Source organism: Streptomyces sp. NPDC002853, assembly GCF_053591915.1.
Genome location: NZ_JBSFUS010000001.1, coordinates 670093 through 692074, shown reverse-complemented (window position 1 = coordinate 692074; position 21982 = coordinate 670093). Strand labels below are relative to the sequence as shown.

At 71.8% G+C, this 21982-nt stretch carries 14 protein-coding genes and 1 tRNA gene; 11 read left to right on the top strand and 4 right to left on the bottom strand.

Annotated features, from left to right (window positions below; all coding sequences use genetic code 11):
• Positions 1-13 precede the first annotated feature (13 nt).
• From iolD to ACWD02_RS03015, 5 genes are all read left to right on the top strand, one after another.
• Positions 14-1888 carry a 3D-(3,5/4)-trihydroxycyclohexane-1,2-dione acylhydrolase (decyclizing) gene (gene iolD, locus ACWD02_RS03035; RefSeq protein WP_451203810.1) on the top strand — a complete coding sequence of 625 codons (1875 nt, stop codon included), beginning with the start codon at positions 14-16 and terminating at the stop codon, positions 1886-1888.
• 17 nt (positions 1889-1905) lie between these two features.
• Complete coding sequence (gene mmsA, locus ACWD02_RS03030; RefSeq protein ID WP_451203808.1) at positions 1906-3408, top strand: CoA-acylating methylmalonate-semialdehyde dehydrogenase; 1503 nt, start codon at positions 1906-1908, stop codon at positions 3406-3408.
• A gap of 163 nt (positions 3409-3571) precedes the next feature.
• A complete protein-coding gene (locus ACWD02_RS03025; RefSeq protein ID WP_451203806.1) occupies positions 3572-6226 on the top strand; it encodes an alpha/beta fold hydrolase in 2655 nt (884 codons plus the stop codon).
• A complete protein-coding gene (locus ACWD02_RS03020; protein ID WP_451203804.1) occupies positions 6223-7098 on the top strand; it encodes an ABC transporter permease in 876 nt (291 codons plus the stop codon). The genes ACWD02_RS03025 and ACWD02_RS03020 overlap by 4 nt, the downstream gene beginning before the upstream one ends.
• 131 nt (positions 7099-7229) lie before the next feature.
• Positions 7230-8864 (top strand): YfbK domain-containing protein, encoded by a 1635-nt coding sequence (locus ACWD02_RS03015; RefSeq protein WP_451203802.1) that lies wholly within the window; start codon positions 7230-7232, stop codon positions 8862-8864.
• Here the strand turns inward: ACWD02_RS03015 and ACWD02_RS03010 are convergent.
• From ACWD02_RS03010 to ACWD02_RS03000, 3 genes are all read right to left on the bottom strand, one after another.
• On the bottom strand, positions 8861-10555 hold the full coding sequence (locus tag ACWD02_RS03010) for a hypothetical protein (protein WP_451203800.1): 1695 nt from the start codon (positions 10553-10555) through the stop codon (positions 8861-8863). The two genes, ACWD02_RS03015 and ACWD02_RS03010, sit on opposite strands and share 4 nt — an antisense overlap.
• A gap of 72 nt (positions 10556-10627) precedes the next feature.
• A complete protein-coding gene (locus ACWD02_RS03005; protein ID WP_451203798.1) occupies positions 10628-11851 on the bottom strand; it encodes an acyl-CoA dehydrogenase family protein in 1224 nt (407 codons plus the stop codon).
• Positions 11852-11890: 39 nt separating this feature from the next.
• Positions 11891-12361, bottom strand: a complete 471-nt coding sequence (locus ACWD02_RS03000; RefSeq protein WP_451203796.1) for an SCP2 sterol-binding domain-containing protein — start codon at positions 12359-12361, stop codon at positions 11891-11893.
• 69 nt (positions 12362-12430) lie between these two features.
• Between ACWD02_RS03000 and ACWD02_RS02995 the strand changes: the two genes are divergently transcribed.
• The 3 genes from ACWD02_RS02995 to ACWD02_RS02985 all read left to right on the top strand — a co-directional run bounded on the left by ACWD02_RS02995 (position 12431) and on the right by ACWD02_RS02985 (position 17113).
• Positions 12431-13129 (top strand): TetR/AcrR family transcriptional regulator, encoded by a 699-nt coding sequence (locus ACWD02_RS02995; RefSeq protein WP_451203794.1) that lies wholly within the window; start codon positions 12431-12433, stop codon positions 13127-13129.
• Positions 13130-13367: 238 nt separating this feature from the next.
• Positions 13368-15299, top strand: a complete 1932-nt coding sequence (locus ACWD02_RS02990) for an AMP-dependent synthetase/ligase (RefSeq protein WP_451203792.1) — start codon at positions 13368-13370, stop codon at positions 15297-15299.
• Positions 15296-17113: a GMC oxidoreductase gene (locus ACWD02_RS02985; RefSeq protein WP_451203790.1), complete on the top strand. Its 1818-nt coding sequence runs from the start codon at positions 15296-15298 to the stop codon at positions 17111-17113. The genes ACWD02_RS02990 and ACWD02_RS02985 overlap by 4 nt, the downstream gene beginning before the upstream one ends.
• A gap of 75 nt (positions 17114-17188) precedes the next feature.
• On the opposite strand, the gene ACWD02_RS02980 is transcribed toward ACWD02_RS02985, so the two are convergent.
• Positions 17189-17261, bottom strand: a tRNA-Arg gene (locus ACWD02_RS02980).
• Between the two features lie 306 nt (positions 17262-17567).
• Between ACWD02_RS02980 and ACWD02_RS02975 the strand changes: the two genes are divergently transcribed.
• From ACWD02_RS02975 to ACWD02_RS02965, 3 genes are all read left to right on the top strand, one after another.
• A complete protein-coding gene (locus tag ACWD02_RS02975; RefSeq protein WP_451203788.1) occupies positions 17568-19223 on the top strand; it encodes a dynamin family protein in 1656 nt (551 codons plus the stop codon).
• 5 nt (positions 19224-19228) lie between these two features.
• Positions 19229-21181: a GTPase gene (locus ACWD02_RS02970; protein WP_451203786.1), complete on the top strand. Its 1953-nt coding sequence runs from the start codon at positions 19229-19231 to the stop codon at positions 21179-21181.
• 183 nt (positions 21182-21364) lie between these two features.
• Positions 21365-21844, top strand: a complete 480-nt coding sequence (locus tag ACWD02_RS02965) for a single-stranded DNA-binding protein (protein WP_451203784.1) — start codon at positions 21365-21367, stop codon at positions 21842-21844.
• The last annotated feature ends 138 nt before the right edge of the window (positions 21845-21982 follow it).

Genomic DNA, 21982 nt, shown 5'->3' with positions numbered 1-21982 from the left:
TGGAGGGAAAGCGATGACCCCGATCAGGCTGACCACCGCGCAGGCCCTCGTCCGCTTCCTGTCCCGGCAGTTCACCGAGCGCGACGGCGAGCGGCAGCGGCTCATCGGCGCCACCTGGGGCATCTTCGGGCACGGCAATGTGGCGGGCATCGGCCAGGCCCTCGTCGAGTACGGCGACGAGATGCCGTTCCACCAGGGGCGCAACGAACAGGCCATGGTGCACGCCGCCGTCGGGTACGCCCGCCAGTCGGGCCGCCTGTCCACGCACGCCGTCACCACCTCCATCGGGCCCGGTGCGACCAACCTGGTCACCGGCGCCGCGCTCGCGACCATCAACCACCTGCCCGTGCTCCTCCTGCCGGGCGACATCTTCGCGACCCGCCCCGCCGACCCCGTGCTCCAGCAGCTCGAAGTCCCGTACGCGGGCGACGTGTCGGTGAACGACTGCCTGCGCCCGGTGTCGAAGTACTTCGACCGCGTGACGCGCCCCGAGGCCCTGATCCCGGCCGCTCTCGCCGCGATGCGCGTCCTGACCGACCCGGTGGACACCGGCGCGGTCACCCTCGCGCTTCCGCAGGACGTCCAGGCGGAGGCGTACGACTGGCCGGAGGAGTTCTTCGCGGAGAGGGTGTGGGGCGTACGCCGTCAGGCGCCCGATCCGCGCGAACTGGACGCCGCCGTACGGGCCGTGCGCGCGGCGCGGCGCCCGCTGATCGTCGCGGGCGGCGGCGTCCACCACAGCGCGGCCGAGGAGGCGCTGCGGGGCCTCGCGGACGCGACCGGCATCCCCGTCGCCTCCACCCAGGCCGGGAAGGGTTCCCTGCGCTTCGACCACCCCGCGGACGTCGGCGGCATCGGGCACACGGGCACCGCCACGGCCGACGAACTCGCCCGCGCCGCCGACCTGGTGATCGGCGTCGGCACCCGCTACAGCGACTTCACCACCGCGTCCGGCACGCTCTTCGAGACGCCGGACGTCCGCTTCGTGAACCTCAACGTCGCCGCGTTCGACGGCCACAAGATGGCGGGCGCCCCTCTGATCGCGGACGCCCGCGCCGGCCTGGAGGCCCTGACCGGAGCCCTGGAGGGGTGGCACGTGCCGCCCGCGTACGTCACCGAGTACACCGAGGACAAGGCGCGCTGGGAGCATCGCGTCGACGCGGCGTACGCGGCCGACGAACCCGACGTACGGCCCACACAGGTCCAAGTCCTCGGATTGCTGGACGAGTTGGTCACGGACGACGACGTGCTCATCAACGCGGCGGGATCACTCCCCGGCGATCTCCACAAGCTGTGGAGGACGCGCTCTCCCCGGCAGTACCACGTCGAGTACGGCTACTCCTGCATGGGCTACGAGATCCCCGCCTCGATCGGTGTCGCGCTCGCGGCGCCGGACCGGCCGGTCTGGGCCCTGGTGGGCGACGGGACGTATCTGATGGTGCCCACCGAAATCGTGACCGCCGTCCAGGAGAACATTCCGGTCAACATCGTGATCCTGCAGAACCACGGGTACGCGTCCATCGGCGGGCTCTCCGAGTCCGTGGGCGGCGAGCGGTTCGGCACCGCCTACCGCTTCCGGGCGCCGGACGGGACGTACACCGGGGCACCGCTGCCGGTGGATCTCGCGGCCAACGCGGCCTCGCTCGGGATGCGGGTGATTCGCGCCAAAACAGTGGCTGACCTGCGGGATGCCCTTGCGCAGGCGCGGGCGGCCGACGGTCCCACATGTGTCTACGTGGAGACGGAAACGGCAGACACAGTGTCGCCCCCGCCCCCGGCGCAGGCGTGGTGGGATGTGCCCGTGGCCGAGATCGCGGACCGACCGTCGGCGGTCAAGGCCAGGAAAGAGTACGACCGGCACGTCTCAGCCCGACGCCGCCACCTGTGAGAGTAGGGATGCTTGTCATGACGAAGACCGTCAATCACTGGATCGGCGGGAAGACCGTCGAGGGTGCGTCGGGTACGTATGGTCCGGTCACCGACCCCGCGACCGGCGCCGTCACCACGCAGGTCGCCTTCGCGAACGTGGACGAGGTGGACGCCGCCGTCGCCTCCGCGCGCGAGGCGTACGCCACGTGGGGCAAGTCGTCGCTCGCCAAGCGCACCTCGGTGCTCTTCGCCTTCCGCGCGCTGCTCGACGCCAACCGTGACGCGATCGCCGAGCTGATCACCGCCGAGCACGGCAAGGTGCACTCGGACGCGCTCGGCGAGGTCGCCCGCGGCCTGGAGATCGTGGACCTCGCCTGCGGGATCACGGTCCAGCTCAAGGGCGAGCTGTCGACGGAGGTGGCCTCGCGCGTGGACGTCGCGTCCATCCGCCAGCCGCTCGGTGTCGTCGCGGGCATCACGCCGTTCAACTTCCCGGCCATGGTGCCGATGTGGATGTTCCCGCTGGCCATCGCGTGTGGCAACACCTTCGTCCTGAAGCCGTCGGAGAAGGACCCGTCGGCCGCGCTGAAGATCGCGGAGCTGCTGAGCGAGGCCGGTCTCCCGGACGGTGTCTTCAACGTCGTGCACGGCGACAAGGTGGCCGTCGACCGCCTCCTGGAGCACCCGGACGTGGCGGCCGTCTCCTTCGTCGGCTCCACCCCGATCGCCCGCTACATCCACACCACCGCGACCGCCAACGGTAAGCGCGTCCAGGCGCTCGGCGGCGCGAAGAACCACATGCTGGTCCTGCCGGACGCGGACCTCGACGCGGCGGCCGACGCCGCCGTCTCGGCGGCTTACGGCTCGGCGGGCGAGCGCTGCATGGCCATCTCGGCCGTCGTCGCGGTCGGCTCGGTCGGCGACGAACTGGTCGCCAAGATCAAGGAGCGGGCCGAGAAGATCAAGATCGGTCCCGGCAACGACCCGGCGTCGGAGATGGGCCCGCTGATCACCGCGGCCCACCGCGACAAGGTCGCCTCGTACGTCACCGGGGCCGCTGCCGAGGGCTGCGAGGTCGTCCTCGACGGCACGGGCCACACGGTCGAGGGCTTCAAGGACGGCCACTGGATCGGCCTCTCGCTCCTGGACCGCGTGCCGGTGACGGCCGCCGCGTACAAGGACGAGATCTTCGGCCCCGTCCTGTGCGTCCTGCGCGTCGACACGTACGACGAGGGTGTGGCGCTGATGAACGCCTCGCCCTTCGGCAACGGCACCGCGATCTTCACGCGTGACGGCGGCGCCGCGCGGCGCTTCCAGCTGGAGATCGAGGCGGGGATGGTCGGCGTGAACGTCCCGATCCCGGTGCCGGTCGGCTACCACTCCTTCGGCGGCTGGAAGGACTCCCTGTTCGGGGACCACCACATCTACGGAAATGACGGGACGCACTTCTACACCCGGGGCAAGGTTGTCACCACCCGCTGGCCGGACCCGTCGGACGCCCCCGCTGGCGTGGACCTGGGCTTCCCGCGCAACCACTGAGTCCGATGGCGCCGCGGGGTCCGGATTTCCGGCCCCGCGGCGCTTCGGTTTCCCGCGTACCGCAACCGTCGTACGCGCGGCTTCCCCCGTACTCCCCAGGTATGCACCCGGGTTCAGACCACCGGCTGCCTCGGTTGTCGGACCTCGCCCGTACGGTTGACGCATGGATCTACGACTGCCCAGGCGCAGACTGCTCGCCGCCGCGGCCGCCCTCGCCATCCTGGCGGGGGCCGGCACGTGGACGGCGGCGGCCTCGGACGACGGGCCCGCCGTGCACCGCGAGGACCGCCTCATGGAGATGCCCGGTGTGGACAAAACGGGCGGCGCGAAGATCGACACCTCGTACTTCACCGCGGGGGACCCGGACACGAAGCGCCCCGCCGTCCTCATCGGCCACGGCTTCGGCGGCAGCAAGAACGACCTGCGCGCCCAGGCCGAGGACCTGGCCGAGAAGGGGTACGCGGTCCTGACCTGGTCGGCCCGCGGCTTCGGCAAGTCCACCGGCAAGATCGGCCTGAACGACCCGAAGGGCGAGGTCGCCGACGCCCGCCGGCTGATCGACTGGCTGGCGAAGCGCCCCGAGGTGCAGCTGGACAAGAAGGGCGACCCCCGCGTCGGCATGACCGGTGCCTCGTACGGCGGCGCGGTCTCCCTCCTGGCCGCCGGGTACGACGATCGGGTGGACGCCATCGCCCCCCAGATCACGTACTGGAACCTCGGCGACGCGCTCTTCCCGAACGGCGTCTTCAAGAAGCTCTGGGCCGGCCTCTTCATCAACACCGGCGGCGGCTGCGAGCGCTTCGAGAAGCAGCTGTGTGAGATGTACAACCGCGTCGCCGAGGCCGGCAAGCCGGACGCCGCCGCACACAAGCTCCTCGCCGCCCGCAGCCCCGAAGCCGTCGGCGACCGCATCGACGCGCCCACCCTGCTCTTCCAGGGACAGTCCGACTCCCTCTTCCCGCTCGGCCAGGCCGACGCCATCTCCAAGGCGATCCGCGGCAACCACGCGCCCGTGTCCGTCGACTGGATCTCGGGCGGCCATGACGGCGGCGACCGTGAGACCGGCCGGGTGGAGTCCCGCATCGGCTCGTGGTTCGACCGGTATCTGAAGGACGACGAGGGCGCGGACACCGGCCCCGCGTTCCGGGTCACCCGCACCGGAGGCGTCGACTCCACCGACGGCGCCGCGCAGCTGCGGGGCGCGAGCGGCGACCGTTACCCCGGCCTGGAGAGCGGGCAGCGGAAGATCGCGCTCAGCGGGCGCGACCCGCAGCGCGTCGAGAACCCCGCGGGCGCCGCGCCGCCCGCCATCTCCGCGCTTCCCGGCGCGGGCGGCGGCGGACTCAACCAGCTCTCCTCGCTCGGCGTCGGCGTCTCCCTCGACTTCCCGCGCCAGCACGCCGCGTTCCAGTCCGCGCCGCTGGGGGACGACCTGCGGATCACCGGGTCACCGAAGGTGCGGGTGCACGTCAGGTCCGACAGCGAGGACGCCGTGCTCTTCGGCAAGGTGTATGACGTCGGGCCCGGTGGCGGCCAGAAGGTGCTGCCCTCGCAGCTGGTCTCGCCGATCCGGGTGGAGGGCGCGCAGGCGGGCAAGGACGTCACCCTCACCCTGCCCGCCGTCGACCACGACGTGCAGAAGGGCCACCGGCTTCGCCTCGTCCTCGCCTCGACGGACCTGGGCTATGCCTCCCCGGCCAAGCCCGCCACGTACGCGGTGTCCGTGAAGGGCGACCTGTCGGTCCCGACGGCGCCCGGCGTGAAGACCGCGGCAGCCCCGCTGCCCGCCTGGGTGTGGTGGCTCCCCGCGGCCGGAGCGGTGATCGCCGTGCTGCTCCTGGTCACCGCCCGGCGCCGGACCTCGGCGCCCGCGCCCGACCCGGAGCTCGCGGAAGTGCCGCTGCGGATCACGGACCTGAGCAAGCGGTACGCCAAGTCGACCGACCGTTACGCGGTCCGTGACCTGTCCTTCGGCGTCGAGAAGGGCCAGGTGCTCGGCCTCCTCGGCCCGAACGGCGCGGGCAAGACGACGACCCTGCGCATGCTCATGGGCCTGATCCGGCCCGACGCGGGCGAGATCCGCGTCTTCGGCCAGGCGATCCGGCCCGGCGCCCCGGTCCTCTCCAGGGTCGGCGCGTTCGTCGAGGGCGCGGGCTTCCTCCCGCACCTCTCCGGCCGCGAGAACCTGGAGCTGTACTGGAAGGCCACCGGACGCCCCGCCGAAGACGCCCGCATGGACGAGGCGTTGGAGATCGCGGGGCTCGGCGACGCGCTGGCCCGCGCGGTGCGCACGTACTCGCAGGGCATGCGCCAACGGCTCGCGATCGCCCAGGCGATGCTCGGCATGCCGGACCTGCTGATCCTCGACGAACCGACCAACGGCCTCGACCCGCCACAGATCCGCGAGATGCGCGAGGTGATGATCCGGTACGCGCAGGGCGGCCGCACGGTCATCGTCTCCAGCCATCTCCTCGCCGAGGTCGAGCAGTCCTGCACCCACCTGGTGGTCATGGACCGCGGCCGGCTGATCCAGGCCGGCCCGGTCGCCGAGATCGTCGGCTCCGGGGACACGCTCCTGGTGGGCCTCGCGGAGGACGTCTCCGACCCGATGGTCGACAAGGTGGCCGCACTGCCCGGCGTCGCGTCGGCGGCCCGCGCGGACGGCGGCCTCCTGGTCCGCCTGGACGGCACGGAGGCAGGCAGCGCCGCACGGCTGCTGCCCGAACTGGTGCGCCTGGAGCTGCCGGTGGAGTCCATGGGCCCGCACCGCCGCCTCGAAGACGCGTTCCTGACCCTGATCGACGGAGGCACCGCATGAGCGTCACAGCCACGGGGCCGGGCACGGAACGCGCCACGGCCCCCGGATACCGCCCCGGCCGTACGCTGCCGCTGCGGGTCGAGGCGGTCCGCCAGCTGAAGCGGCGCAGGACCCTGGTCATGGCCGGGGTGATGGGCCTGCTGCCCTTCGTCCTCGTCCTGGCGTTCGCCGTCGCCGGTTCGCCGGAGTCCCGGAGCGGCCGGGTGACGCTGATGGACACGGCCACGGCCTCCGGCGGGAACTTCGCGGCGACGTGTCTGTTCGTCTCCGCCGGTTTCCTCCTGGTCATCCCCGTCGCGCTGTTCTGCGGGGACACGGTCGCCTCGGAGGCGAGCTGGTCGTCCCTGCGCTATCTGCTCGCCGCCCCGGTGCCCAGAGCCCGCCTCCTGTGGTCGAAGCTGGCCGTGGCGCTCGGGCTCAGCGCGGCGGCCATGGTGCTGCTCCCGCTGATCGCCCTCGCGGTCGGGACCGTGGCGTACGGCTGGGGCCCGCTGCAGATCCCGACCGGCGGGGCACTGCCCGCGGGGACGGCGGCGCAGCGCCTGGTGATCGTCGTGGCGTACATCTTCGTCTCCCAACTGGTCACGGCTGCCCTCGCGTTCTGGCTCTCCACGAAGACCGACGCGCCCCTGGGAGCGGTGGGCGGCGCGGTCGGCCTGACCATCGTCGGCAACGTCCTGGACGCGGTGACGGCTCTGGGCAGCTGGCGTGACTTCCTGCCCGCGCACTGGCAGTTCGCGTGGGCGGACGCCATCCAGCCGAGAATGGAGTGGGGCGGAATGATCCAGGGCTCCGCCGTCTCGGTGACGTACGCACTGGTGCTGTTCGCGCTGGCGTTCCGGGGGTTCGCGCGGAAGGACGTGGTGTCGTAGGGGCCCCGCGCGCCCGACCCTCGTAACTCGCGCTGTTCCCGCATCGAGACTCTTCTGCAACGGTTTCGAGCGAGCGTTCGTGGTGCCCCCCGCGTCACAGTCATGTGAACCGACGACGCGAGGGGGCCGGGATGCGGACCTGGAAAGTACGGCGGGGGCTGCTCGCCGCGGCCGTGGCGGGCGGGCTGTTGCTCACCGGGTGCACGTCCGGTGACGAGAACACGGGCCGGGCCGACCGCGGCAAGAGGGACCTGACCGGTACCGGCCCGCAGCCCGCGCCGGGCCCCGCATCGCCCGGCACCGGCGACGCCCCCACCCCCGGTGAAGAACAGGAGGGCAAGGAACGCGGCTTCAGCCCGCGCCCGGACTACCTCTCCACCTTCGCACTGGACGTGGACACCGCCTCCTACGGCTTCGCCCGCCGCACCCTCGCCGAGGGCCGCCTCCCCGATCCGGCGACCGTGCGCCCCGAGGAGTTCGTCAACAGCTTCCGGCAGGACTATCCGCGCCCTGACGGCGACGGATTCTCGGTGAACGTGGACGGCGCCCGCACCGATGACGACGACTGGTCCCTGATGCGGGTGGGCCTGGCCACCCGCGGCGACACATCGGACGGCGAACGCCCGCCCGCCGCCCTCACCTTCGTGATCGACGTCTCCGGCTCGATGGCGGAGCCCGGCCGGCTCGACCTGGTCAAGGAGTCGCTCGCGATCATGACCGACGAGCTGCGCGGCGACGACTCCATCGCGCTCGTCACCTTCAGCGACAGCGCCGAGACCGTACTGCCCATGACCCGCCTCGGCGACCACCGCGGCAAGGTGCACTCGGCCATCAGCGCCATGGAGCCCACCCAGTCCACCAACCTGGAGGCGGGCGTCCGCACGGGCTACGACACCGCGGTGGGCGGAAAGCGCGACGGCGCGACCAACCGCGTCGTGCTCCTCTCCGACGCCCTAGCCAACACCGGTGAGACCAGCGCCGACGGCATCCTGGAGCGCATCTCCGACGCCCGCCGCGAACACGGCATCACCCTCTTCGGGGTCGGCGTCGGCAGCGACTACGGCGACGCCCTGATGGAACGCCTCGCCGACAAGGGCGACGGCCACACCACCTACGTGTCCGACAGCGAGGAGGCCCGCAAGGTCTTCTGCGAGCAGCTCCCCGCCAACATCGAGCTGCGGGCCCGCGACGCGAAGGCGCAGGTCGCCTTCGACCCGCGGACCGTCAAGCAGTTCCGGCTCATCGGCTACGACAACCGCGCGGTCGCCGACGAAGACTTCCGCGACGACAGCGTGGACGGCGGCGAGGTCGGTCCGGGACACACCGTGACCGCGCTGTATGCCGTACGGATGAGGCCGGGCGGGACCGGGCACGTGGCGACGGCCAGCGTCCGCTGGCTCGACCCCGACAGCCGTGTCCCGCACGAGGAGTCGAACGAGATCGAGTCCGGGGACCTGGAGGGCGGCCTGCCGGACGCCGACCGCGGCCTGCGCACCGCGGCGGTCGCCGCGTACTTCGCGGACGCGCTGCGCAACGGCACCGGCACCGGCACGACGGCCGACACCCCCGAGCCCTCCTGGCGGCCGCTGCCCGGCGCGCCCACTTTCGCGGAACTGGCGAAGAGCGCCGACGAGCTGTCGTCGGACTCGGACGGCGACAAGCCCCTGCGCGACCTCGCGACCGCCGTCCGCCAGGCGGACCGCCTCACCGGCGATTCCGGGTACGGCGGAGGCGGGGGAGAGGACGAGGGCGAGATCACCGGCTAGCGCCGACCGCAGAGCTGACGCTCGGCCCGCACCGGGTCGTTGGGGAAGCGGAACGAGGTGCGCTCCCAGGCGCCGGTGACATTGCGCAGGAACCTGCCGGGCGTCATCGGGTCCCGCGTCGCCGCCCGCAGCTCGGCCAGCGGACCGCAGCCGAGCGCACGCCGGGCGGCGGCGACACCCGCCGGGTCGAGGCCTTCGGGGAGGGGGCCACGGCCACGGTCGGCGAAGATCCAGGTGTCCGGCAGCCGCTTGTCGTGGCCCACCCGGCCGTCGATGCGCTCGGAGTGCGCGGCCAGCGGATAGGCGAGCCCGATCGGGTCGAGGGCGGCGCCGTCCAGGGGCACCACGGTGCCGCTGAAGCCGAGGGTGCTGTAGACGCCGGTGACCGTGGGGGAGTTGGCGGTGGCGGGGGTCCTGGCGAGGAACAGGCTCGGCGTGCCCGCACGATCGGCCTCGCGCACGAGACGGGCGTACGCGACGTTGCTCGGGTAGCCCGCGAAGTCGTGGTGGAGTGGGTGGGCCGCCGCGTTCTGCTGGACGTACACACCGCGCTCGTCCGCGACGCCGCCGGGCCCGATCCGCCCCTCGTACGGAATCCGCAGCCAGCTCGCGCAGGCCACGGCCCAGATCCCGACGCCCGCCACCGCGATGGTCCACGCGCGCGTGCAGGGCACCAGGAAGACCGGCAGGAGCATGAGGAGCAGCCCCGGCAGGAACATCCGGCCGTGCATGAAGTCGCCGCCCACCTTGATGACGTAGACCCAGCAGAGGAGCCCCGCGACGACGGGCGCGAGCGCGGGGACGAGGGAAGCGACGTCCCGCCGGACGGCCGTCGCGGGCAGCAGGGCGGCGAGCAGGAACAGCGCGGGCACCCAGAGGAGATAGGGCCCGGAGAAGTCCGCGAGGTAGTCGAACCCGCGCCCCCACAGGCTCTGCGAGGCCTCCTTGGTCACGCCGGGCAGCGGCATCAGCTGCCCGTAGTACCCGATCCGGAAGATCTCGTACGCGACCGGCAGCGCGAGGGCCGCTCCCAGGCCGCCGAAGGCGGCCCGCCGCGAGGGCCGTGCCATCAGCCACTGCGCACCGAGGAAGACGGCGGACACGAGCGCCAGGTCGGGCCGCACGAGCGGGCCCAGACCCAGGACCACGCACGAGGTGAGCGCATCAGCCCGGGTCACCAGGAGCAACCAGGCGCCCGCGATCCAGCAGGTGGCGAGCCCGGTCTCCAGGCCCGAGGTGGCGAAGTCCCAGACGGGCGGCAGCGCGAGCAGGACGAGGCAGCCGAGCGGCAGGACCGCCCTGTCCGCGTACAGGCGCAGCGCCCCGAGCGAGGCGAGCGCGAACCCGGCGGCGGTCAGCAGCAGCCCGCCGTACATCGCGGCCCGCGCGATGTCGAGACCCGGCAGCCCCGCGAGCACGAGCAGCCACTGCCACAGGGTGCCGGTGGAGGACTCGGCGCGTTCGCCCGCGTTGAAGACGGGGCCGTTGCCGGCCAGGATCTGCCGGACCGTACGGACGTAGATGTGCCCGTCGTCGGACATCCAGCGCCGCTGGAACCCGGCGAACGCGATGACGCAGGCAGGCAGCAGACAGAGGACGCCGTGCCGGAGCCTGCGCCCGGCGTCGCTTCGGCTGTTGATCAGCCCGAGGACGGCGTCGGGCTCACGGAAGGAGAGTTGCGTCGACGTCATGATCTTTTCATCGGCGCGGTCCGGTGGGGGCTTTAGGCGGGTTTGTCGCCGATCGCGGGTCGGTCCCTCGGCCTAGCGGATCTGCCGCCCCGAGATCGCCCGGGCGATCACCAGGCGCTGGATCTCGCTCGTCCCCTCGAAGATCGTGTAGATCTTCGCGTCCCGGTACATCCGCTCGACCGGATGCTCCCTGCTGTAGCCCGCGCCGCCCAGCACCTGCACCGCCTTCTCCGTGGCCGCCACGGCGAGCTCCCCGGCGCGCAGCTTGGACATCGAGCCCTGCCCCGCGTCGAACGCCTTGTCGTTGCGGGCCATCCACGACGCCTGCCAGATCAGCAGCCGCACAGCCTCGATCTCGGTCCGCAGGTCGGCGAGCGCGAAGGCGATGGACTGGTTCTCGATGATGGGGCGGCCGAAGGCGACCCGGGAGCCCGCGTAGTCGAGGGCGTACTCGTAGGCGGCCCGCGCGATGCCAAGCGCTTGCGCCCCCACCGTCGGGCGGCTGACCTCGAAGGTCGCCATGGCGGCCTGCCCGCGCCCCCCGGAACCGGCCCCGGTCCCCTCCCGGGCCCGCGCGAGCCGGGCGTCCAGACGCTCCTTGCCGCCGAGCAGACAGTGCCCTGGCACGCGTACGTCGTCCAGGAAGACGTCCGCGGTGTGCGAGGCCCGCAGTCCCAACTTCTTGATCTTCTTGGCGCCTTCGAGGCCACCTGTGCCGGGCGGCACGATGAAGGCCGCCTGACCCCGCGAGCCCAGCGAGGGATCGACGGAGGCGACCACCACATGGACGTTCGCGATGCCGCCGTTGGTGATCCACGCCTTCTGGCCCGACAGGGTCCACTCGTCGCGTGCCTCGTCGTACGTCGCGCGCGTCCGCATCGCCGAGACGTCGGAGCCCGCGTCGGGCTCGGAGACGCAGAACGCCGCGACCTTGGGGTCGTCCTCGTCGCCGAAGCACTGCGGCACCCACTCGGCGAGCTGGTCGGGCGTGCCCGCGGAGAAGATCCCGGCCACCGCGAGCGACGTGCCGAACAGGGCCATCCCGATGCCCGCGTCGCCCCAGAACAGCTCCTCGTTGGCGATCTGCAGCGAGAGTCCGCTGGGATCGCCGAACAGGTCGGCCAGGGACTCGAATCCGTACAGGCCGATCTTGGCGGCCTCCTGGATGACGGGCCAGGGCGTCTCCTCGCGCTCGTCCCACTCGGCGGCCGCCGGCCGCACCACGTCGGCGGCGAAGCCGTGCACCCAGCCGCGCAGGTCCCGTTGTTCCTCGGTCAGTTCGAGCGAGAAGGCCATCGTGTGTTCCCTTCCGGAAGTCGGTTCAGGCTGGTGGGGTCAGGCCTTCGGGATGTCGAAGTAGCGGGTCAGTCCGGCGGCGAACGCCACGTCGCCCACGATCTTGAGCTTGCGCATCATGAACATCGTCACGGGGCTCGAGTTGCCGGAGACCAGCTTGAGGAACTCGGCGTCGGGCATGACGAGCGTGACGCGCGGCTCGGTCTCCGAGCGGCCCTCGCGGACGGTGCAGGTGCCCGCCGAGATCTCCGTCTCGTAGACCGCCTCGTCGACCCCGGTGATCTTCCAGCGGATCAGCGCCTCGACGCTGCCCGCGGCCTCCGGTTTGAACTGCCGGCCCATCCGCCCGAAGACCTCCTGCAGGACGCGGGCGCGCAGCTCGGCGTCCTGGGCGATCGCGGTGATCTCCTTGCCGGAGAGCCCCTTCACGATCTTCGCGAACTCCTCGGGGGTGACGCTCGCGAAGTCCAGTCCGGCCAGACCCTCGGGGCCGCCGATGCCGTCCGCCATGGCAATCTCCTTACTCAAGAGTAAACTTACTAAGGGGTAAGGTAGTCCCGAGTCTGGGAGGCTGCAAGGGTGACGGTCAACGGGAGAACTGAGGGACGACGGAAGCGCGTTCCGCGCCAGGAGCGCGAGCAGCAGATCATCGATGTGGCGGTGACGGTCTTCGCCAAGCGCGGCTATCACGCCGCGTCCGTGGACGAGATCGCCGAACTGGCCGGGATCTCCAAGCCGATGGTTTATCTCTATCTCGACTCCAAGGAGGGACTTTTCCTCGCCTGTCTGCGGCGCGAGGCCGACCGCCTGGTGGCCGCGTTCCAGGGGGCGGCGCGAGCCGGCGGCGGAGCGCCCGAACTGCGCCTGCACGCGGGGCTTTCGGCGTTCTTCGCCTTCGTCGCCGAGCACCGCGACAGCTGGGTCGTGCTGCACCGCCAGGCGTCGGAACTGAGCGAGACCATCGCGTCCGCCGTCGCCGACGCGCGGCGTGCGGTGATGGCGGAGGTCGCGGGCCTGGTCTGGGACGGCATCGCGCAGAACCCCGGCGGGTCCCAACTGGACGACGAAGACGCCGACTTCGTCGCGCACGCCCTGGTCGGCGCGGCGGACTCGCTCACCGACTGGATGGGCGGCCACCCGAACCAGTCGCCGGAGGGGGTCACCCTGCGGCTGATGAACATGGTGTGGGTGGGGATGGGCCGGGTCCTCGAGGGGGAGGTGTGGGTGCCGGGGGAGGGGAGCGCGGCAGAATCCCGCTCGGCCCCCTCGCCGGACTGAAACCTGTTGCCGGCGGAGTGAGGGCCACCCGTCTGTCATCGGGGCGAGGGCCGCCGGTTTGTCACCGGAGTGAGGGCCACCCGGTGATTTCTCCGCTGCCCGCCCCATTGAACTTTCCCTACGCTTGAGTAAGTTGACCTCCCAGTAAGTACGCACCGCATCACCTCTGCACGGCAGTTGATGGGCACGTCAGCAGGTAGCAGGCACGTCAGTTGGTAGCCGGGAGCCGGGAGCCGTCATGGGCGTACGCAAGGATCTGAAACGGGCGCAACGCCACCGCGGCCTCGCGGAGCGCGCCACGGTGGCGATCGTCCGGGACGAGCACGGCACGGTGCGCGAGGCGCGCACCGCCCGGCTCGCGGCGAAACCCACCGCGGGCAGCACCGCCGACATCCCCTTCACCAACGCCGCCGAGGCGCCCGGCGCGGTCGTCCTGCGCCGCAAGCAGGGCGACCGGTGGCGTCCGGTCACCGCGGCGGCCTTCGCGCACGAAGTCACCGTCGCGGCGAAGGGGTTGATCGCGGCCGGGCTCCAGCCGGGCGGCCGGGTCGCGCTGATGTCCCGTACGCGGTACGAGTGGGCCGTACTGGACTTCGCGATCTGGGCGGCGGGCGGGCAGACCGTGCCCGTGTACGCCACATCGGCGGCGGAACAGGTCGAGTGGATCGTGCGGGACTCCGGCGCGACGCTGCTGATCGCGGAGACGGCGGAGAACGTCACGACGGCCGAGGCGGCCGTCGGGGGCCTCGCCGAGCCACCGCGCATTTTCTGCCTCGACGACGGTGCCCTGCGCGAACTGGCTGACCTCGGAGCCGAGTTGTCCGACGAGGAGGTGACCAAGCGCAGGTCCGCGCTCACCCCGGACTCGATCGCCACCATCTGCTACACGTCGGGCACGACCGGCAAACCCAAGGGCTGCGTCCTGACCCACGCCAACCTGCACGCCGAGGCCGCGAACACCGTCGACCTGCTGCATCCCATCTTCAAGGAGATCACGGGACAGGTCGCCTCCACGCTCCTCTTCCTGCCGCTCGCCCACATCCTGGGCCGAACCATCCAGATCGCCTGCATGCTCGCCCGCATCGAACTCGGCCACTGCCCCAGCATCAAGCCGGACGAACTGCGCCCGGAACTGCGCTCGTTCAGGCCGACGTTCGTCGTCGGCGTCCCGTACCTCTTCGAGAAGATCCACGACACGGGGCGCGCGACCGCCGAGAAGATCGGGCGCGGCGCGTCCTTCGACCGGGCAGAGGGGATCGCGGTGCGGTTCGGGGAGGCGTATCTGAACAAGTTCCTCGACAAGCGGAGCCCCGGCCCCTCCGTCGGCCTCCACCTCGGCTGGGCGCTCTACGAACTGCTCGTCTACCGCCGCATCCGCAAGGAGGTCGGCGGCAGGCTGCGCTACGCGATCAGCGGCGGCTCGCCCCTGGACCGGCGCCTCAACCTCTTCTTCTACGCCGCCGGGATCATCATCTACGAGGGGTACGGCCTGACGGAGACCACGGCCGCCGCGACCATCACGCCGCCGCTCAAGCCCCGCCCCGGCACGGTGGGCCTTCCGGTGCCCGGAACCGCCGTGCGCATCGCGGACGACGGCGAGGTGCTCATCAAGGGCGGCATCGTCTTCGGCTCGTACTGGAACAATCCGGCCGCGACGGACGCCGTGCTGCGGGACGAGTGGTTCGCCACCGGTGATCTGGGGGCGCTCGACGGCGACGGCTATCTCACGATCACCGGGCGCAAGAAGGACATCATCGTCACGTCCGGGGGCAAGAACGTCTCTCCGGCGATCCTGGAGGACCGGCTGCGCGGCAGGGCGCCGGTCGGGCAGTGCATCGTCGTAGGCGACAACCGTTCGTACGTGGCGGCGCTCATCACCCTCGACCCGGAGGCCGTCGAGCACTGGCTGGCCGTGCGCAAACGCCCGAAGGACACCCCGCTCGCCGAACTGTGCCGGGACCCGAAGATGATCGCGGAGATCCAGAAGGCTGTCGACTACGCCAACGAGGCGGTCTCACGAGCGGAGTCCATCCGGAAATTCTCCCTGGTGGAGGGCGAGTTCACCGAGGACAACGGATTGCTGACGCCATCGCTGAAGATCAAACGGCATGCGGTGACGGCGGCGTACGAGGACGAGATCGAGGCGCTGTACGGCGAGTCCGCACAGTGAGCGGCGAGCCTGACGGGGCCTTCGACTTCGACGTACTGGTGGTCGGTTCGGGCTTCGGCGGTTCGGTGGCGGCGCTGCGCCTGACCGAGAAGGGCTACCGGGTCGGCGTCCTGGAGGCGGGGCGCCGCTTCACCCGCGATTCGCTGCCCCGGCACTCCTGGGACCTGCGGAACTACCTGTGGGCCCCGGCCCTCGGTCTCTACGGCCTCCAGCGCATCCACCTCCTGCGCAACGTCATGGTCCTCGCGGGCGCCGGGGTGGGCGGCGGCTCGCTGAACTACGCGAACACCCTCTACGTACCGCCGCCCGCCTTCTTCCAGGACAAGCAGTGGGCGGGCATCACCGACTGGCAGGCGGAACTCGCCCCGTACTACGACCAGGCCCGGCGCATGCTCGGCGTACGCCAGAACCCGACCATGACCGAGGCGGACGAACACCTGCGGGCCGCGGCGGACCGGATGGGCGTGGCGGACACCTTCCGGCTGACGCCTGTGGGGGTCTTCTTCGGCGACGGGGCGGACGCGGGTGGCGGCGCGGCTGCTGGGGTCAGTGGCGGTACCGGCGGCGCCACCGGCTCCACTCCTGCAACGGCCGGGGTAGGCGCGGAAGTTCCCGATCCGTACTTCGGCGGGGCCGGTCCCGCACGGGCTGCCTGCACCGAGTGCGGATCGTGCATGACGGGCTGCAAGGTCGGCGCCAAGAACACACTCACAGAGAACTACCTGTACCTCGCCGAGCGGGCCGGCGCGGAGATCCGCGCGATGACGACGGTGGTCTCGGTGCGGGAGGTTCCAGGGGGCCACGAGGTGGTGACGGTCCCCACGAACAGGCGCCGCAGGGCGACGCGCGGGGGCCGCAGGGAGAGGGGGGTGGTCCTGCGCGCACGCCACGTCGTCCTGGCGGCGGGCACGTACGGCACCCAGACCCTCCTGCACCGCATGAAGGACGAGGGGCTGCTGCCGCGCCTCTCCGACCAACTCGGCAGACTCACCCGCACCAACTCCGAGGCCTTGGTGGGCGCGGTGACCTTCCCGCGCCGCTACCGCAAGAAACACGGCGCCGGCCGCCCCCTGGACTTCACGCGAGGCGTCGCCATCACCTCATCGATCCACCCGAACCCCACCACCCACATCGAGAACGTCCGCTACGGCAAAGGCTCCAACCTGATGGCGCTGATCTGCGTCCCGCAGTACAGCAGAAACCTCCCCAAGCTGCTGGCCGCCGTGCTCGCCTTCCTCACCCACCCCGTCCTGGTGGCGCGCGTCGCGTCGACGCACCGCTGGTCGGAGCGCACGATCATCGGCCTCGTCATGCAGACCCACGACAACTCCCTCACCACGCGCCTGGGGCGCCGCCGCCTCCTGACGGCCGAGCAGGGGCACGGCGCGCCCAACCCCGTGCACATCGCGGAGGGCTGGGAGGCGGCCGGCCTGGTGGCCGAGCGCATCAACGGCTTCGCCGGGACGAACCTGGGCGAGCTCCTCAACAAGCCGCTCACGGCGCATTTCCTGGGCGGCTGCCCGATCGGCGCATCGCCGGAAGAGGGAGTGATCGACCCCTACCACCGCTTGTACGGCCACCCGGGCATCTCCGTGGTGGACGGCTCGGCGATCTCCGCGAACCTCGGCGTGAACCCATCGCTCACGATCACGGCACAGGCGGAGCGAGCCATGGCGCACTGGCCCAACAAGGACACCCCGGACACCCGCCCGCCACCGGGCACGCCCTACGCGCGCGTGCGGGCCGTGCCCCCGAAGAGGCCCACGGTCCCGAAGGGGGCCTACGGCGAGCTGCGGCTACCGGCGGCCACCTGACCAGGGGCTCGCCACATCGCCCCGTCCAACAAAAAGGCCCTCCCGAAGGGAGGGCCGAACAGGGATCGTAAGAAGCGCCCCCGGCAGGACTCGAACCTGCGGCCAAGCGCTTAGAAGGCGCCTGCTCTATCCACTGAGCTACGGGGGCCGGATGGTGGCCGGTGGCCTGGAGCCCGGGTGGGTCGAGCCGTGACCTTGCCGGGGACAAGGATAGGGCTCCCGGGTCCTTGTCCCTGGTGCTTCGCCTCCGCGGCACTATGTGGAGGTTCAGTGAAGCGGTCCTGATAATCGCAGGCAGGTGCGAATCTCGCATCGCTTTTGGCGTCTCGCGCCCCGGGTGTTGTGCACTCGTTATGCCTGTGCCCCAGTCGCCCCTTCCATCCCATGTGTCCGATCGGCGCGCAGGGGTGCCCATATGCTTCAGAAAGCCACCAAAATTGGGCATTCTTCGCATGTGGTGACCTTGGACGTACGGCCTCAACTGCTCGAGGCACTCTCCGCCCTGCGCGAGCGTGTCGCCGCCGCACGCTTTCCGCTCCCCTTGCCGGGGGCGCCACGCGCGCGTGCCAACCGGGACGAGCTCCTTGCCCAGCTCGACGACTACTTGGTGCCCCGCCTGCGGGCCCCCGAAGCCCCGCTGCTCGCCGTGATCGGGGGTTCCACCGGGGCGGGCAAGTCGACCTTGCTGAACTCCCTCGTCGGGCGGCAGGTCAGCGAGGCGGGGGTACTGCGGCCGACGACCCGCACACCGGTCCTCGTATGCCATCCGGAGGATCATCACTGGTTCGCCGGCATGCGCGTACTGCCCGACCTCACGCGCGTGTGGGTGCCGCGTCCGGAGCCTTCGGCCGGGCGGGACGAGGACGACGACGACAGCGACGACCTGCTGCCGCTCGCGCCCGACGGCGAACGCGCGCTGCGCATCGAGACCGCGGAAACCCTGCCCAAGGGGCTCGCCCTCCTGGACGCCCCCGACGTCGACTCGCTCATCTCCGACAACCGGATCCTCGCCGCCGAGCTCATCTCCGCGGCCGACGTCTGGGTCATGGTGACCACCGCGTCCCGGTACGCGGACGCCGTGCCCTGGCATCTGCTGCGTACCGCGAAAGAGCACGACGCGACCCTCGTCACCGTCCTCGACCGGGTGCCGCACCAGCTGGTGGCCGAGGTGTCGCGGCAGTACGGGGCGCTGCTCCTGAAGGCGGGCCTCGGCGACGTACCGCGCTTCACCGTGCCCGAGCTGCCCGAGTCCACGGGCGGTGGCGGGCTGCTCCCCGCCACCGCCGTCGCGCCGCTGCGGGCCTGGCTCACCCACCGCTCCCAGGAGCCCACGGCCCGCGCGGAGGCCATCGCGCGCACGGCACACGGCGTCATCCAGTCCCTGAACGTGCGGGTCCCGGAACTCGCGGGCGCCGTAGCCCTCCAGTACGCGGCCGCGCTGCGGCTCACCTCCGCCGTCGACGAGGCGTACGGACACGAGCACGCGCGCGTGCGGGAGTCTCTGCAGTCCGGCGCCGTCCTCGCGGGCGACGCGCTGAAGCGGTGGCGCAGCTATCCGCTGGACTGCGGCGCCGGTGAACTCCTCGACGCGGTCGCCGAGAGCCTGGAGGCGCTGCTGCTCTGCGCGGTGACCGCCGCCGACGAGCGGATCGACGAGGCGTGGCGGCGTGAGCCGGCCGCCGCGGCACCCGGGCTCGGTGACCGTGACCGGTCCGGCCAGAGCGCCGAGGGCGCCGAGCACCGCATCGGGATGGCCGTACGGCGCTGGCGACGCATCCTGGAGGAGTACGCGGAGGACGAGGTCCGCGGGCTCGACCGGATCGAGAAGAACCTCGTGCCCGACCCCGAGATGGTGGCCGCCCTGCTCGCCACGGCCCTGCTCGGCGGGGGCCGCGGACGCTCGGCGGGCGAGACGCTCGCCGAGCGGATCGGCGCCCAAGGAGCGCTCCGGCTGCGGGACCGGGGCGGACGCCTGCTCACCACCTACCTGGACAACGTCCTGGACGCGGAGCGCGAACGTCGCCTCGCCCCCCTCGACAGCCTCGACGTGAACCCCGAACCCCAGGCCGACCTGATCGCCGCGCTGTCCGTACTGCAGAAGGAGAGGTGACCGCGGTGACTGCCGTCACTGATCACACCGAGCACGAGCGCGACGAGCCCCCCAAGGAGCCGCCGAGCCCAGGAGGCGCCGCCGGGGAGGCCCGCGGTGACTCCGAAATCGTCTGGGACGACGGGCTGATCGCGCGACGCGGCGGTGCCACGCGAACCGGCGCCGCCCGGGGGACGGGGGGCAGCGACGACGCGTACGCTCCCGCGGGAACCCCGGCCGCGACACCCTCCTGCGCGCCCTCCGGTGTGCCGTCCACTACGCCATCCGGTGCACCTTCCAGCGCACTTTCCAGTGCGTCGTCCGATACGTCGTCCGGTGCGCCATCCAGTACGTCGTCCGATGTCTCGACCGCCTACGAAGGGCCCCTGCGCGCCCGGCTCGACGCCCTGCGGGAACTCGTCGGGCTCTCCCGCACCCGGCTGGACGGGGCCACGCTCGCCGAGGCCGGCAGGGTCCTTGACGAGGCCGCCGCCCGGCGCAGGCTCTCCGGCCGGCACACCGTCGTGGCCATCGCGGGCGCCACGGGGAGCGGAAAATCGACGCTCTTCAACGCCCTTGCCGGCGTGACGATCTCCGACACGGGCGTCCGCAGGCCCACCACGGCGGCCCCCATCGGGTGCAGCTGGACGGATGGCGCGGCGGGGCTCCTCGACCGGCTCGGCATCCCGGGGCGGCTGCGCAGACGCCCTCTCCAGGGCCCGGACCTGAAGACCCTGGAGGGGCTCGTCCTGATCGACCTGCCCGACCACGACTCGGCGGTCGGGGAGCACCGCGCGCACGTGGACCGCATCCTCGCGCTCGTCGACGCGGTCATCTGGGTCGTCGACCCCGAGAAGTACGCCGACGCGATGCTCCACGAGCGCTATCTGCGGCCCATGGCCGGGCACGCCGAGGTCATGTTCGTCGTGCTCAACCAGGTGGACCGCCTTCCGGGCGACGCCGCCGACCAAGTGCTCGACGATCTGCGAAGGCTGCTCGACGAGGACGGCATCGCACTCGGCGAACACGGCGAACCCGGCGCCACCGTGCTCGCCCTGTCCGCGCTGACCGGTGACGGGGTCGACGAACTCCGGGACTCCCTCGGGCAGTTCACCAAGGAGCGAGGCGCCGCCGCCCGGCGGATCGCCGCCGACCTGGACGCCACCGCCGACCAGCTGTGGCCCGTTTACGCGGCCGGGGCCGGATCGCACGGGGGCCGGGGCCGCAACTGGATCGGGCTCAGCGAGGAGGCGCGCGAGGAGTTCACCGACCGGCTCGCGGACGCGGTGGGAGCGGCCGCGGCCGGCCAGGCCGCGGAACGTGCCTGGCGCCGCAACGCAGGCAAGGCATGCGGCACGCCGTGGCTGCGGCTGTGGCGTTGGTACGAGGCCCAGCGCTCACCGAGCATCGGCTGGCCCGTGGCGCAGGCGCCCGCGGACGAGGAGGCCACGGCCCGCCAACGCGTCGAGCACGCGGTGCGCACAGTGGCCGACGAGGCCGCCTGGGGGCTGCCGCAGTCCTGGGGGCAGGCAGTGCGGGAGGCCGCGGTGCGCGGCGCGGAGGGGCTGCCCGAGGCCCTCGACGAGCTGACGGCGTTGGCCGGGGTGCCCGAGGGGAAGCCGCCGCGGCCGGGGTGGTGGCCGGTCGCGGTCCTCGCCCAGGCGGCGATGACGCTGTTGCAGGTCGTGGGCGGGATCTGGCTGGTGGCGCAGATCATCGGGGTCGCCGTGCCGAACCTGGGCGTGCCCGTACTGCTGATGCTGGTCGGCATCGTGGGCGGTCCCTGCGTGGAGTGGGCGAGCCGGATGGCGGCGCGGGGGCCCGCACGGCGCTACGGCCTGGACGCGGAACGGCGGTTGCGGGAGGCGGCGGCCGGGTGCGGGCGCGCGAGGGTCCTGGATCCGGTGGCGGCGGAGGTACTGCGGTATCTGGAGGTACGGGAGCAGTACGTGCGGGTGACGGGGGCGTCGGTGGGCTGAGCGGGGGACGGCTCGTCCCGTCCTCCGTCCTTTGATCCCTCGTCCGGGTGAGGGAGTTATCCACAACTGCCCGGTAGACCACAGGGCTCAGCGGGGCCGCCCCGACCGGTCCACTCTGAGATCGAAGCCGCGGGACCGACCGCCGCGGCGGTGTAAGCGGAGTGGACGAGGGAGGGGTTCGGCATGAACGAGACCTTGGTGACGGTGGTGGGGAACGTCGCGACGACACCGGTGTTCCGGGAGCTGCCCTCCGGGCCGGTGGCGCGGTTCCGGCTCGCGGTGACGGCGCGGTACTACGACGCGGTGCAGAACGTCTGGGCGGACGGACACACCAACTTCTTCACGGTGTGGGCGAGGCGGTCGCTCGGAGCGAACGTGCAGGGCTCGCTGACGATCGGCGAACCCGTCATCGTGCAGGGCAAGTTGAGGGTGCGCGACGAGGAGCGTGGCGGTCAGCACTGGACCTCGGCGGACATCGACGCGACGACCGTCGGCCACGATCTCTCGCGCGGGACGGCGGCTTTCCGGCGCGTGCTGAAGGCCAATGCGGCACTGACGGATCCGGCGGCGGCGCGCGAGCGGGTGCTCGGTCATGAGCCTGAACCCGAGCCGGAGCGCGAGTCGATGCCCGAGCCGATGCCCGAGCCCGAGCCGGTGGGGTGATGGGCCGTCAGAGGGAGGGCGACCGATGTGCGGCTTATCGGGGAATGGGTGCCGTTGATTTGTCGATAAGCCCGGTTCTGAAAGGTTGTTGGCGATAACGATTCCGAGTCGGATCGGTTATCGAACGGTAGGACGGGG

Bases quoted from the DNA above. Each gene is read 5' to 3' on its own strand.
- iolD (WP_451203810.1), top strand. From the start codon at position 14: ATGACCCCGATCAGGCTGACCACCGCGCAGGCCCTCGTCCGCTTCCTG.
- mmsA (WP_451203808.1), top strand. From the start codon at position 1,906: ATGACGAAGACCGTCAATCACTGGATCGGCGGGAAGACCGTCGAGGGT.
- ACWD02_RS03025 (WP_451203806.1), top strand. From the start codon at position 3,572: ATGGATCTACGACTGCCCAGGCGCAGACTGCTCGCCGCCGCGGCCGCC.
- ACWD02_RS03020 (WP_451203804.1), top strand. From the start codon at position 6,223: ATGAGCGTCACAGCCACGGGGCCGGGCACGGAACGCGCCACGGCCCCC.
- ACWD02_RS03015 (WP_451203802.1), top strand. From the start codon at position 7,230: ATGCGGACCTGGAAAGTACGGCGGGGGCTGCTCGCCGCGGCCGTGGCG.
- ACWD02_RS03010 (WP_451203800.1), bottom strand. From the start codon at position 10,555: ATGACGTCGACGCAACTCTCCTTCCGTGAGCCCGACGCCGTCCTCGGG.
- ACWD02_RS03005 (WP_451203798.1), bottom strand. From the start codon at position 11,851: ATGGCCTTCTCGCTCGAACTGACCGAGGAACAACGGGACCTGCGCGGC.
- ACWD02_RS03000 (WP_451203796.1), bottom strand. From the start codon at position 12,361: ATGGCGGACGGCATCGGCGGCCCCGAGGGTCTGGCCGGACTGGACTTC.
- ACWD02_RS02990 (WP_451203792.1), top strand. From the start codon at position 13,368: ATGGGCGTACGCAAGGATCTGAAACGGGCGCAACGCCACCGCGGCCTC.
- ACWD02_RS02965 (WP_451203784.1), top strand. From the start codon at position 21,365: ATGAACGAGACCTTGGTGACGGTGGTGGGGAACGTCGCGACGACACCG.